This window comes from Pandoraea commovens, assembly GCF_024704525.1.
In the GTDB taxonomy this organism is placed as follows: Bacteria; Pseudomonadota; Gammaproteobacteria; order Burkholderiales; family Burkholderiaceae; genus Pandoraea; species Pandoraea commovens.
This window is the reverse complement of the sequence record NZ_CP102780.1, coordinates 5,345,682-5,358,899: the sequence shown is the minus strand read 5'-3', so window position 1 is coordinate 5,358,899 and position 13,218 is coordinate 5,345,682. Positions and strand designations below refer to the sequence as shown.

7 protein-coding genes and 1 pseudogene are annotated in these 13,218 nt (G+C 64.0%); 2 read left to right on the top strand and 6 right to left on the bottom strand.

Going from position 1 to position 13,218, the window contains the following annotated elements:
• The first annotated feature begins 66 nt into the window (after positions 1 to 66).
• Positions 67 to 732 carry a response regulator transcription factor gene (locus NTU39_RS24120; RefSeq protein ID WP_150666150.1) on the top strand — a complete coding sequence of 222 codons (666 nt, stop codon included), beginning with the start codon at positions 67 to 69 and terminating at the stop codon, positions 730 to 732.
• Complete coding sequence (locus NTU39_RS24115; protein ID WP_257958740.1) at positions 729 to 2,210, top strand: ATP-binding protein; 1,482 nt, start codon at positions 729 to 731, stop codon at positions 2,208 to 2,210. Before NTU39_RS24120 ends, NTU39_RS24115 begins: the two co-directional genes overlap by 4 nt.
• Here the strand turns inward: NTU39_RS24115 and NTU39_RS24110 are convergent.
• The 6 genes and pseudogenes from NTU39_RS24110 to trpE all read right to left on the bottom strand — a co-directional run bounded on the left by NTU39_RS24110 (position 2,176) and on the right by trpE (position 13,168).
• The gene (locus NTU39_RS24110) at positions 2,176 to 4,617 is read right to left on the bottom strand and encodes a DUF3141 domain-containing protein (protein ID WP_444511786.1); all 2,442 of its coding nucleotides are present in this window, start codon (positions 4,615 to 4,617) and stop codon (positions 2,176 to 2,178) included. The two genes, NTU39_RS24115 and NTU39_RS24110, sit on opposite strands and share 35 nt — an antisense overlap.
• 81 nt (positions 4,618 to 4,698) lie before the next feature.
• The gene (locus tag NTU39_RS24105; protein WP_150666287.1) at positions 4,699 to 5,823 is read right to left on the bottom strand and encodes an ABC transporter permease; all 1,125 of its coding nucleotides are present in this window, start codon (positions 5,821 to 5,823) and stop codon (positions 4,699 to 4,701) included.
• An 83-nt stretch (positions 5,824 to 5,906) separates the two neighbouring features.
• Positions 5,907 to 8,703 (bottom strand): annotated as a pseudogene (gene rbbA, locus NTU39_RS24100) (ribosome-associated ATPase/putative transporter RbbA).
• Positions 8,704 to 8,713: 10 nt separating this feature from the next.
• On the bottom strand, positions 8,714 to 9,787 hold the full coding sequence (locus NTU39_RS24095) for an HlyD family secretion protein (RefSeq protein ID WP_150666147.1): 1,074 nt from the start codon (positions 9,785 to 9,787) through the stop codon (positions 8,714 to 8,716).
• Positions 9,788 to 9,806: 19 nt separating this feature from the next.
• On the bottom strand, positions 9,807 to 11,303 hold the full coding sequence (locus tag NTU39_RS24090; RefSeq protein ID WP_257958739.1) for an efflux transporter outer membrane subunit: 1,497 nt from the start codon (positions 11,301 to 11,303) through the stop codon (positions 9,807 to 9,809).
• Positions 11,304 to 11,662: 359 nt separating this feature from the next.
• Positions 11,663 to 13,168: an anthranilate synthase component I gene (trpE, locus tag NTU39_RS24085; protein WP_046289899.1), complete on the bottom strand. Its 1,506-nt coding sequence runs from the start codon at positions 13,166 to 13,168 to the stop codon at positions 11,663 to 11,665.
• Positions 13,169 to 13,218: the final 50 nt, after the last annotated feature.

The following is a 13,218-nucleotide window of genomic DNA, read 5'->3' as shown; positions in this document are numbered from 1 at the left end:
CGATATACGTAACATGTCGCGAGGCGTCGGAGCGACGTCGGAGACGCGTGGGAGAGGCGTGAATCAATGCGAGTACTGCTGGTAGAAGACGATCCTCTGATTACGAGCGGCATCGTTGCGGGGCTTTCGACTTTGGGAATACAGGTCGAGGCGACTGCGTGCGGCGAGGCGGCCATGGCGGCGCATGCCGAGAACAACTTCGATGCGTTGGTGCTCGATCTCGGCCTGCCCGATGGCGACGGTCTCGACCTGATCGCCAGCGTTCGTGCCGTCGAGCCGGACGTTCCCGTGCTGATCCTCACCGCGCGCGACGGCATCGAACACCGGATCTCGGGCTTGAACGCCGGGGCCGACGACTACATGAGCAAGCCCTTCGATCTGCGCGAACTGGCGGCGCGCTTGCATGCATTGGTGCGACGTACGCATGGACGTGCGGCGCAGATCATCGAGGCGGGCCCGTTGCGGCTCGATCCCGCGAGCGGGCTGGCGTGGCTCGACGGCACGCCGGTCGAACTGTCGCGCCGCGAAGTCGATTTGCTCGCGTACCTGGCGAGCAGCCGGGGGCGTTGGTTGTCGCCCGACATGCTGCACGTGCGGCTTTACGGCATGACGGAGCGCATCAACAGCAATGTGCTGAACGTTCACATACATAACGTGCGTCGCAAGTTGGGATGCGACGCCATCCAGACCTCGCGCGGTCTGGGATATCGGTTGGGATGGAGCTTGTCATGAGCCTTCGACTTAGGGCGGTGCTGATCGCTGGCGTGGCGCTGATCGTGCTTTGGATGGCAGCGGCGGGATGGATGATGCGCGGCGTGCGCGCGAGCCTTGACGAAGCGCTCGACGAGCGCCTGGCGATGTCGGCCAACATGGTGGCGGGCCTGATGGCGCGCGCGGCATTCTCGCCGCATCCCGAGCCGAGAGATTGGGGCGAGGTCATTCGCGCGGGAGGAAGTGACGGGATCGCCTGCGAAATCCGGTCGTTGCAGGGCGCGGTGCTGGCACAGACGGACGGCAGTCCCAAGACGTCGGCGATGACGTTGCCGACGGGCTTCAGCACAAGAGAGATCGACGGCCGCAACTGGCGCATCTATGTATTGCAGGACGCGGCGGGATATCAGGTGATGACGGCGGATCTCGTCAAGCGACGGGCTGTGTTGACGAATGGCATGTTGCGTGCGGCGGGCATTCCATTCCTGATCGCGGTCATTGGCGGTCTGATGGCGTTGTGGATGGGTATCGGAAGGGGACTGACGCCACTGGAGACGTTACGCGCGACGTTGCGTGGAAAGCGGACTGACGACACCACGCCGGTGGATATTGGCAAAGCGCCGAAGGAATTGAAGCCGGTGGTAGTGGCGTTGAATGGTTGGTTGGACAGGTTGGCGCAGACCTTGGCGGGCCAGAGGGCGTTCACGGATGGTGCGGCGCACGAGTTGCGAACGCCGTTGACGGCAATCGACACGCATTTGCAGGTGGCGGCGTTGACGCAGGGCAGTGTGTCGAAGCAGGCGTTGCAGCAGGCGAGTGCGGGCGTAAAGCGACTGGGCCACACGTTGGATCAGTTGATGACATTGGCGAGGACGGACGCGCCGATCCACGAGCACGACAGGTGCGAGTCGGTGACGGAGGTGATCGAGGAGGTTTTGACTGAAATGGGAGAGACGGATCGGGGCCCCTTTTCAATGCGAGTTGGGTCAATGTCTGAGCAGGGGAAAGGGGCCCCGGTCCGTCGTCGAAGTGGCAGGATCCTGGTTAGCATTTCAGCGACAGACACAGGATCGGTGTTGCCGCGTTCGATGCTGGCGACGGCATTAAGAAATTTGTTGGACAACGCGATGCGTTACTCCCCGGCAGGCAGCGAGATCACGTTGTCGGTGACATTGGACGAACCGGACCAAAGATACTGCATAGAGGTAAGCGACCGAGGGCCGGGCCTTGCCGCTGCGCATACGGCGCAACTGGGCCAGCGATTCTGGCGGGGCGATCAGGGGCGTCAGCGGGGTGAGGGGGCAGGGTTGGGCATCTCTATCGTGCAGGCGATTGCGAGGCGTTTCGACGCAACGCTTGAATTCGCGCCACGCGAGGGTGGGGGATTGGTGGCGCGGTTGGTCGTGCCTGTGGGTGACGGTGGGCATGGCGGCGATGCGTCGCGCGTCGCCGCCATGTCGACGCTCAGACCGACTTCTTCGCTCGCGACGTCCGTGTAGTTTTGACGGCGGCCGTCGTGGTGGACATCTTCGTGGCAGTCGTCCGCTTACGAGGCGTGGTGGCGGGAGAGGTTGCCTTGCGACTCGTCGTGGCGCGAGGCTTAGCCGCTACGCTTGTCTTACCTGTCCCTTCCACGTCGGCCCCGCGCTTTTGCGCGGCCCGTTCGAAGACGGCGAGCACGCGTTCCAGATCGCTCTGTTCGCCATCCTCCAGAGGCACCGCGAAACTCAGCTCCTTCACGGCCTTCGCCACCAGCCGAATCGACGTTGGCGACGCCTGTGCCAGCATGCCCGGAATGGCCTCCATCGCGGCATTCGGCGCCATGCGCAGCAAACCCGCCTGACGCCGAATGATCTCGCGGAAGCGCTCAATCGAAATTTCGGTGTCGCCACGCGGCAACGAACGTGCGAGATTGAACTGCCGCTCGTCCGCTTCGCCATGCAGACGGTGCACCCAGAGCAACGCGCGAATCCCCGCTTCCAGCACACCGCCCTGACGCACCTCGTGACGGCGCAGTTCCAGCGCTTCCTTCACGAACGCGACATGCTCGGGCGACGTGCCCGGATGCACCCGTACCGCGGTGCCATCGCTGCCGTGCAGCCCGGCGAGCGCTTGCACCCACGGTTGACCGTAGATCGTCTCGAACGCCTTCTCGTAACCGTCGTCGCGAATGTCGCGGTAGAAGTTCAGCGACGCCTCGATCGCCGTCGACACGGCCGTCTCCAAAGCAAGGAAGGGATTGTCGGAAGACACGGTATGACGCGTCTCCCGCACGCGTTCCGCCTTCTCGGCGAACGGTGCCGCAAACGGATTGCGATCCGACCACAGCTCGTAGCTCACACGCAGGGGATGCAGCAACCTCATCCAGTAGGCCGACGTCGGCGTCACCATCGCGCGCACCCACGGCTGCACGAGACTGCGATACAACCCCAGGTGAATGTCGGACAGATGCGCCACCGCTGCGAAGCGCCGGTCGCTTTGCGTATCCGGTTGCACGATGGCGCGCACGTCCTCCACACTGCGGCGCTGAATCGACATCACGTAATCGCCTTCGGCCAGCTCGCCGTGCAGCGTGTCGTCGGTCTTGTCGGCGATCTGTGCCTGATAGATGCCTGCGGGCAACACGTCGATCAGATCGATGTTGTTGACGAACTTGCGATGCTCCTTACGCCCGGTGCTGCCAGACACGAAGATGCCGAGATGGCCAATGCTGTCGTGGGTGGCGTAGACGATGGTCTGATCGTGACTGAGTACTTCCGCGTCGTCGCGATACATGTCCGTCACGAAGCCGAGCGCTTGCGGTGGCGGTGTGATGTTGTCGCCGTATGAACAGAACACCACGATGGGTGAGCGGATGTTGCGCAAGTCGATTCGGATGCCATCGCTCGTGATCAGCTCCGCGCTCGTGAGCCGGTTGCCGACGAACAGGTTGTCGACGATGTATTGCATCTCCTGCGCGTTCAGGAAGACGTGCCCGCCCCAATACTTCTCGAAGCCGAGATAGCGCTGTGCCTCCGTGTCGACGTTCGCATACAGGTGATACTTCTTGCGCCAGAGCGTGTTCGCCGGATCGAGACTTTCGAAGTTCTGCACCAGCCACGCGCCATCGAACCGGCCGTCGCCGAGATCGCTCGTGAGCGCCGTGAGCCAACTGCCGCCGAGCAGACCACCGGAGTAGCGCATCGGATTGCGTCCGCGCCAGCCCGCCCAATAGGACACCGGTGCGCCCGCCACGATGATCGGGCCGAACAGTTCGGGGCGCATCGCGGCCGTCATCAGAATCTGCCATCCGGCCTGACAGTTGCCGATGACCGCCGGTTTGCCTGCACTCTCCGGATGCATCGAAATGACCTTCTCGAGAAACGCCGCTTCGGCGCGCATCACGTCCTCGACCGTTTGTCCGGGGACAGGGTCGGGCAGGAAGCCGACGAAATAGCACGGATGCCCCGCGCGCAACGCCGCACCGATCTCGCTGTCGGGCTTGAAGCCACCGATGCCGGGACCGTGCCCCGCACGCGGATCGACCACGACGAACGGACGCGCATTCGGCAGTGTGGGCGTGTCCTTCGGCGGCACGATGCGCATCAGGCAATAGTTGCAGGGACGCGGCAGCTCGTGGGCGTCGAGAATCACCTCGGCGTCGAAGTCGAGCACGTTGGGCGCTGACTCGGCCAGATGCGCCTGATACTGATTGCCGCGCTGACGCATGACGTCGGCGAACAGCACGCTGCGCTGCCACGCGTCGACGGCATACTCGGCGGCGGCCGACATCCACGGCAGATTGGCGAGCCACGGATTGGCGGCTAGCCACGGCGCGTCACCGGTGGCGGCGGACGATGTGGCGCGAGCGCTTCGGAGGGACTGAGACGAGCGGCGTTCCAGTGCGGCAGACGACTTGGCGGGCATGGCAATGACCTCACAAATCCGGCATGACGGGGTTGGCGGAAAGCCGCGTCCGAGAACGGCGACGGGCCCTCGTGATCCTCGTCATGCCATCGAACTGAGCGTGCGACGAAAACGTCGCAGCGAGAAAGCGAAGAACACCGCGCCGATGATCGCAAGCGCTGCGAACTGCACCCACACGACGCCGATCCCGGCGCCACGGAACAGAATGGCCTGACCCAGTTCGACGAAGTGCGTCGTGGGCGCGGCGAGCATCACGTCCTGCACCAGCTTCGGCATGCTTTCACGCGGCGTGTTCCCGCCCGAGAGCATTTGCAGCGGCAGTAGCACCAGAATCAACAACATGCCGAACTGCGGCATCGAGCGCGCGAGCGTCGCGAGAAAGATGCCCATCGACGTGGTGGCGAACAGGTGCAGCGTGGCCCCCAGCAGGAACAACGCCACCGACCCGCCAATCGGCACGTGCAGCGCGCCGCTCACGATCAACCACAGCGACATGGCCGCCGCGATCAGCACGACCAGCCCCATCGACCAGACTTTCGCCAGCATGATCTCGGTCGGTGTCACCGGCATGACGAGCAAGTGCTCGATGGTGCCGTGCTCGCGCTCACGGATCAGCGCCGCGCCCGTCAGAATGATCGACAGCATCGTAATGTTGTTGATGATCTGCATCAGCGCGCCGAACCACGCCCGCTCCAGCGTCGGATTGAAGCGCACGCGCAACGCCAGGTCGACGGGCAACTCCGGCGTGGATCGGTATCGCTGAAGGAATTCGCGCACTTCCGCCGACACGATCTGCTGCACATAGCCGCTGCCCGAGAACGCCTGACTCATGCGCGTGGCGTCGACATTGAGCTGTACTTCGGCCGCGCGCCCCGCCAGCAGGTCGCGCTGGAAGTTCGGCGGAATGTTCAGCGCAAACGTGTACGCGCCCTCGTCCATGCCCCGGTCGACAGCGTTCGCCGTAATCATCTGCGGCGTGGTGAACTGCGGCGGGTAGAACGCCGAGACGATGCGCTGCGAAAGCGGCGAGGCGTCTTCGTCCACGATGGCGATGGGGGCCATGTGCAACGTCTCGGGTTGTGCCGTGGCCGCCGAATAGACCGATGCGGTGAACGTATAGACGATGAGCACCAGCATCATCGGGTCACGCACGAGACTCCAAAGCTCCTTCACGCCGAGCCGGTAGATGTTCGCGACATGCCGCAACCACGGATGCTTGCGACGCGGCGGCGTGGCGCTGGTGTCGCGCGCTGTGGATGGGGAGGCTTGCGGTGCGTTCGGGCTAGCCATCACTTGTCCTGTTTCTTGAGCAGCAGGACCGTCGCGCCCAGAATCACGGGCACGGCGATGAGCATCGGCCAGAAGGCGTTGCCGAGATCGCCGAAGCCAAGCGCCTTGTTGAAGACGCCGCGACTGATGATCAGCATGTAAGTCGCCGGATAGATCTCGCCGATGAACCGGCCCGAGCCCTCCATCGACGGCACCGGCGTGAGCATGCCGGAGAACTGAATCGCCGGGATCATCGTGCCGATCATCGTGAAGAACAGGGCCGCGATCTGACTGCGGGTAAAGGTGGACGCGAGCAGGCCGATACCCGTGGCGACCACGTTGAAAATGAAGACCGCCGTAACCAGCGTCAGGAAACTTCCCTTGATGGGCACGCCGAAGAGCGTCACGGCGATGAGCGCCATGAGCAGGAAGTTCAGCATGGCGAGCGCCACATACGGAATCTGCTTGCCGATCAGGAATTCCGTGCGCGTGACGGGCGTCACGTACAGATTCAGGATCGAGCCGAGTTCCTTCTCGCGCACGACGGAGAGCGCCGTGAGCATCGCCGGGAGCATCAGCAACAGCAACGGAATCACGGCCGGGACCATCGCAGGAAGGCTCTTGACGTCGGGGTTGTAGCGAAAGCGCGTCTCGATGTCGAGCGACGCCGTTGGCTTGACGCCGAGCCGTCGCAAGGACTGATCGGCCAGCCAGTTCTGATGCATGCCTTGCACATAGCCTTGCACGGTTTCGGCACGCATCGGCATCGCGCCGTCGATCCACGCGCCGATCTGCACGGCTTTGCCGCGTGACACGTCGCGCGCGAAACCCGGTGGAATCTCGATGGCCAGCGCGAGTTCGCCGTCGCGCAGGCGGCGGTCCATGTCGTCGTAATCGGTGATCGGCGGTTGTTCGATGAAGTAACGCGACCCCGCGATGTTGAGGGCGTAGTTCTGGCTCATCGTGGTCTGGTCGCGGTCGAGCACTGCGTAGCGCAGATCCTCGACGTCCATGCTGATGCCGTACCCCATCACCAGCATGAGCACGAGCGAGCCGACCAGCGCCAGCGTGGCGCGCACCGGATCGCGTTGCAACTCCAGCGTTTCGCGCCAGAGGTAGCTGATCATCCGGCCGAGCGAGAAGCCCTTGAGCTTCGCGTGTGACGGTGTCGCAGCGGTGGCAGCCACTTCCGTCTTCGGTGTCTCGGGGGCTTCCGGGGTGCCGCCACCGGCCTCCACCAGATATTCGATGAACGCCTGTTCGAGCGTGTGGGCGCCTTTGTCCTTCGTGATCTTCGCGGGCGGATCGGAGACAAGTACCTTGCCCGCGTGCATCAGCGAGATGCGGTCGCAGCGGTCGGCCTCGTTCATGAAGTGCGTGGAGATGAAGATCGTCACGCGGTCACGCCGGGACAACTCCACCAGCAGACGCCAGAAGTTGTCGCGCGCAACCGGATCGACGCCCGACGTCGGTTCGTCGAGGATCAGCAGTTCGGGTTTGTGCACCATCGCCACGGCCAGCGACAGACGCTGACGCATGCCAAGCGGAATGCTGTCGGGCAACGTGTCGAGCACGTCGGCCAGTCCGAAGCGCTGCACCATCTCGTCGACACGTGCGTCGACTTCGGCCTCAGGCACGTGGAACAGTCGCGCATGCAGCACGAGGTTCTGATGCACCGTGAGTTCGGTGTAGAGCGAGAACGCCTGCGACATGTAGCCCACGCGACGGCGCGTGTCGATGTCCTTCGGGTCGACCTCGTGACCGAACAACCACGCCTGTCCTTCGCTCGCTTGCAGCAGGCCCGTGAGCATCTTCATCGTGGTCGACTTGCCGCAGCCGTTCGAGCCGAGGAAGCCGAAGATTTCCCCGCGACGAATCCGGAAGTCCACATGATCGACGGCGACGAAATCGCCGAAGCGCATTGTCAGCCCTTTGGCCTCGATGGCGATCTCGGTGTGTTCGTCGATATGCAACGACGGAATCACGACCGGCTCGTAACCGCGTTTCTTCTCTTCCGGCAGCAAATCGATGAAGGCGGCTTCGAGGTTGTCGCGCTGCGCGCGGGCGAGCAACTCGGTCGGTGTGCCGGTTGCGAGGATATTGCCTGCGTCCATTGCGACGAGCCAGTCGAAGCGCTGTGCTTCATCCATGTAGGCGGTCGCGACGATCACGCTCATCGCCGGACGTTCGCGTCGGATGCGCGCGATCAGATCCCAGAACTGCGCGCGGGCGAGCGGGTCCACGCCGGTGGTCGGCTCGTCGAGAATCAGCAGATCGGGATCGTGGATCAGTGCGCAGCACAGACCGAGCTTCTGCTTCATGCCACCGGAGAGCTTGCCCGCCGGACGATCGAGAAACGGATGCAGACCGGTGCTGCGCGTGAGGTCGTCGATGCGGCGGCGTCGCTCTGCGGCGTCGCTCTGCGGCGTCGTGACCGAACAGGCGCGCGAAGAATTGCAGGTTCTCCTCGACGGAGAGCGTCGGATACAGGTTCTTGCCCAGCCCTTGCGGCATGTAGGCGATGCGCGGGCAGACGAGGTCGCGGTGCGCTTTGCTTGCCATGTCGCCGCCGAGCGCTTCGACGGTGCCCGTCTGCACGGCACGCGCGCCTGCGATGAGCGAGAGCAGCGTCGATTTGCCGACACCGTCCGGCCCGATCAGCCCGACCATGCAGTTCGCCGGGATGTCGATGGAGACGCTATCGAGCGCGACCGTCTTGCGGCCGTACTTGAGCGTGACGTCCACGACATGAACAACCGGCGGTGCGCCGTGCCCGGGCGTGTCTCTGCCGTTCTCTGGTGAGGAGGAGTCCGTCATGACGCGCGGCTCACTGCGGCAGCTTGGTCTGCAACTGGGCCGGCCACTCTGCCTTGCTGTCGGTCTTCACCCATGCCACGCCGGGCAGGCCGGTCTTCACGAGCTTCAGATGTTGCTGCAGCAGTTCGGGCGCGATCTGTGCGCGCACGCGGAACATCAACTTCTGACGCTCGCTTTCGGTCTCCACTGTCTTCGGCGTGAACTGTGCCGTGCTGGAGACGAACGAGATACTGGCGGGAATGACGAACTGCGGTGCGGCGTCGAGCACGATGCGGGCTTCGGCGCCCATCGCGAGGCGTCCCGCGACGGCTTCGGGCAGGAAGAACGTCATGTATACATCCGACAGGTCGACGAGGTTGAGGACTTTGCCGCCCGCCGCGAGCACTTCGCCCGGCTGCGCGACGCGATACTGCACACGCCCGTCGCGCGGTGCCTTGAGTTCGCTGTCGGTGATGTCGGCTTCGATCCGGCTGATGGTGGCCTTCGCGGCTTCGACCGTCGATTTCGATCCGGTGACTTGCGCGTTAGCTGCTTCCACGGCCGATTGCGCGGCGGCAACCTGCGCTTTGGCCGCAGTGACGGCGGCGCGGGTGCTTCGCACACGTGCGCGGTCGTCGTCGAGTTCCTGCACCGACGATGCGCCTTCCTTCGAGAGCGTTTCCGAGCGCGAGAGACGGCGTTGTGCCGCATCGAGTTCGGCTTCGCGCGCGGCCACGTTGGCTTCGGCCGTCGCCTTGTCCGACAGACGCGCCGCAGCCTGCGCCTGAATCGCGGCGACGTTGGTCACAGCCTGCTGATACTGCGCGCGGGCTTCGTCACGCTGGGCGTTGAGCGTGTCGATCTGCATCTTGGCTAGGACTTGCCCCGCTTTCACGAAGTCGCCTTCGCGCACGTAGATGGCTTCGACGCGTCCGGCCATCTTCGTCGCGATATCGACTTCGGTGGCTTCGATGCGCCCGTTGCCGCTGGCGAAACCGTCGCCCGGGCCGGTGTGGCTGTAGGTCTTCCATCCGTACCATCCCAGCCCGATCACGACGAGCACGATCAGGGCTGGAACGAGTTTCTTGGCGTTGGGAAGTGCCATGTTCTGTGACCTCTTCAAATTATTGGACGGTCGGCGCGGTGTTCGCCGTGCTCGGCGATGGCTCGATGACGCGGGGCGTTTGTCCGAACAGTCCCGAGGGTGTGTCGGCCGCAGGCATGAGTCGGCTGCCACCGCCGAGCGCCGTGTAGAGCGAGACGCGTGCGGAGAGCAGCGCGCGTCTCGTCTGCACTGTGGTTTGTTCGATGGCGAGTAGATCGCGTTGGGCGTCGAGGACTTCGAGGAAGGCCGCGGCGCCGTGGTCGTAACGCAGCTTGGCGAGACGCGCGCGTTCCGCCTGCGCGTCCTGCGTCGCTTGCAGGATCGTCACCTGCTCGGCGAGCCAGCGGCGTGCGCTCAACGCATCGGCGACGTCGCGAAATGCGCCCTGAATCGTCTTCTCGTAATTCGCCACCGACTCCACGCGACGCGCTTCGGCCAGATCGAGATTGTTGACGAGACGTCCGCCCTGGAAGATCGGAATGTTGATGCTCGGCGTGAAGGTCCACGCGGCGCTGCCAGCTTTGAACAGGCCGTCGAGTGCGCTGCTTGCCGTGCCGACGGAGCCCGTCAGCGTGATCTGCGGGAAGAACGCGGCGCGGGCTGCGCCGATGTTGGCATGCGCTGCGCGCAGTTGATACTCGGCCGCGATGATGTCCGGACGATCCTCCAGCAACGACGACGGTAAGCCGGGCTCGAGGTCGCGCATCAGATTGGCATCGTCGACCGTGCGATCGAGCGCTTGCGGCGACGTGTCGATGGGCACGCCGACAAGCACTTGCAACGCGTGCGCCTGCACCGCGCGTTGCTGTTCGAGTTGCGTGACGAGTGCCCGCGCTTGTTGCCAGAGCGTGGTGACTTCCGTGAGGTCGAGCTTCGACGTCGAGCCGACTTGCTCGCGTCGCGTGAAGATGCGCAGCGACTCGGCTCGGCTGTCGACCGTTTGCTGCGCAAGCGCGATGCGTTCGTCGAATTCGCGCAGACTCAGCCACGTCTGCGCAACTTGCGAGATCAGGCTGAGTTCGAGCGCGCGACGCGAGGCGTCGGACGCGAGATAGTCGTCGAGCGCTGCGTCTTTCAGATTGCGGATGCGGCCCCAGAAGTCCAGCTCCCATGTCGACAGGCCGAGGCCGACCTGATACTGGCTGCTGATGTAGGGATTGCCGGTGAGACTCAGGTCGCCGGGCAGACGTTGCCGTGTGCCACTCGCGCCGATGCCTGCGGAAGGAAATAGATCGGCGCGTTGAATGCCGTACACCGCGCGCGCTTGTTCCACGCGCGCTAGCGCGACGCGCAGATCGCGATTGTTCGCGAGGGCGGTGTCGATGAGGCTGCGTAGCTGCGGATCGGCGAAGTACTCGCGCCAGTCGAGCGCAGACGCGGGCTGAGCCGTTGCCGTGGCGGGTGAGGCGCTGACGTCCGGCGTCCACACATTGGCGACAGGGGCGGCGGGGCGCTCGTAAGTGGGCGCCATCGAAATACAGCCGCTGAGCACGGCAGCGGCAAGCGCAGCCGTCATCGATATGAGGAACCTGGGCCCAATGAGTCTATTGGGCCGACTAGGTCTGACGGACGTTGGGAACATCGCTGGGGTATTCGCGATGTCGGAACGCATACGTGGATTGCATGGTTTCGCCATAGAAGCTTCGACCTCCCGACGGACACCTAACTATATCGTGGGTGACGTCAATCGGCGTATACCAAAGCGGTCGAAAAAAGCGAACGGTTGTGCTAAATCAAGAAAGGCCCCGAATCGACTAGAGCATCGATTCGAGGCCTTTCCGGGTGAAGCGTCACCGACATGCAATGTAGGGAAGCGTGTCGCGTTTTAAACGGCAATGCGCTTCACATTGGTGCAGCGGTGTGAGGATGTGGGGATCAGTACTCTGCGTCGAGTCCGTCCTGCACCTGTTCGGCCGCGCGCAGCACGGCGCGCGCCTTGTTCTCCGTTTCTTGCCATTCCGATTCGGGCACCGAGTCGGCTACGATGCCAGCGGCGGCCTGTACGTACAGATTGCCGTCCTTCACCACGCCGGTGCGAATCGCGATGGCGACGTCCATCTCGCCGCCGAACGACAGATAACCTACCGCGCCGCCATAGAGGCCGCGCTTGACCGGTTCGAGTTCGTCGATCAGTTCCATTGCACGCACCTTCGGTGCGCCGGTGAGCGTGCCAGCCGGGAAGGTGGCGCGCAGCACGTCGATATTCGACAGGCCCGGTTGCAGACGACCTTCCACCGAACTCACGATGTGCTGCACGTGCGAGTACTTCTCGATGACCATCTTGTCGGTGACTTCGACGGTGCCGGTCTGCGCGATGCGGCCCACGTCGTTGCGGGCCAGATCGATCAGCATCACGTGTTCGGCGATTTCCTTCGGATCACCAAGCAATTCCTTCGCCAGTTCGGCGTCGCGCTCGGGCGTTGCGCCGCGCGGACGCGTACCCGCGAGCGGACGAATCGTCACGATCTCGTGTTCGCCGTCGGGCGTCTGACGACGTTCCTGACGCACCAGAATCTCCGGCGATGCGCCCACGACCTGGAAGTCGCCGAAGTTGTAAAAGTACATGTACGGCGACGGGTTGAGCGAGCGCAGCGCACGATAAAGCGAGAGCGGGGCGTCGCGGTACGGCTTGATGAGGCGCTGGCCGACCTGCACCTGCATCAGTTCACCGGCGGCGATGGCTTCCTTCGCCTTGGCGACGGCGGCCAGATAGTCCGGCTTGGCGAATTCGCGGAAGGTCTCGGTGCGCACGCTGCCGGACGTGACGGGGGCGTCGACCGGCGCTTTCAGGCGCGCGCGCAACTCGCGCAGACGCAGGCGTGCTTTCGAATAGGCTTCCGGCTGCGTGGGGTCGGCGTAGATGATGAGGTAGAGCTTGCCGGTCAGGTTGTCGATCACGGCGAGTTCTTCGGTGAGCAGCAACTGGATGTCCGGCAGATTCAGGTCGTCGCGCGGCGCGGTGTGTGCGAGCTTCTTCTCGATGTAGCGCACGGCGTCATAGCCGAAGTAACCGGCGAGGCCACCGCAGAAACGCGGCATGCCCGGGCGCAGCGCCACTTTGAAGCGCGCCTGAAACTGGGTGATGAATTCGAGCGGGTCGCCCTCATGCGTCTCGACGACGGCACCGTCGCGCACGACCTCGGTCTTCGGGCCGAAGCTGCGCAGCAGCGTATGGGCGGACAGGCCGATGAAGGAGTAGCGGCCGAAGCGCTCGCCCCCGACGACTGACTCCAGCAGGAAAGTGTTCGCCCCGCGCCGGTCCCCCAACGCCAGCTTGAGATAAAGCGACAGCGGGGTGTCGAGATCGGCAAAGGCTTCTGCGATCAGCGGGATGCGGTTGAAGCCCTGATTGGCCAGCGATTTGAATTCGAGTTCGGTCATGTTGCACTCTGCCTGCAAGTTTGCCGGCGGGCGGTCCCGCAGAATCGGCG

What these genes read in the sequence shown, in the direction of transcription:
- NTU39_RS24095 (WP_150666147.1), bottom strand. Translation starts at nt 9,787, where the DNA reads ATGGCACTTCCCAACGCCAAGAAACTCGTTCCAGCCCTGATCGTGCTC.
- NTU39_RS24120 (WP_150666150.1), top strand. Translation starts at nt 67, where the DNA reads ATGCGAGTACTGCTGGTAGAAGACGATCCTCTGATTACGAGCGGCATC.
- NTU39_RS24090 (WP_257958739.1), bottom strand. Translation starts at nt 11,303, where the DNA reads ATGACGGCTGCGCTTGCCGCTGCCGTGCTCAGCGGCTGTATTTCGATG.
- trpE (WP_046289899.1), bottom strand. Translation starts at nt 13,168, where the DNA reads ATGACCGAACTCGAATTCAAATCGCTGGCCAATCAGGGCTTCAACCGC.
- NTU39_RS24115 (WP_257958740.1), top strand. Translation starts at nt 729, where the DNA reads ATGAGCCTTCGACTTAGGGCGGTGCTGATCGCTGGCGTGGCGCTGATC.
- NTU39_RS24110 (WP_444511786.1), bottom strand. Translation starts at nt 4,617, where the DNA reads ATGCCCGCCAAGTCGTCTGCCGCACTGGAACGCCGCTCGTCTCAGTCC.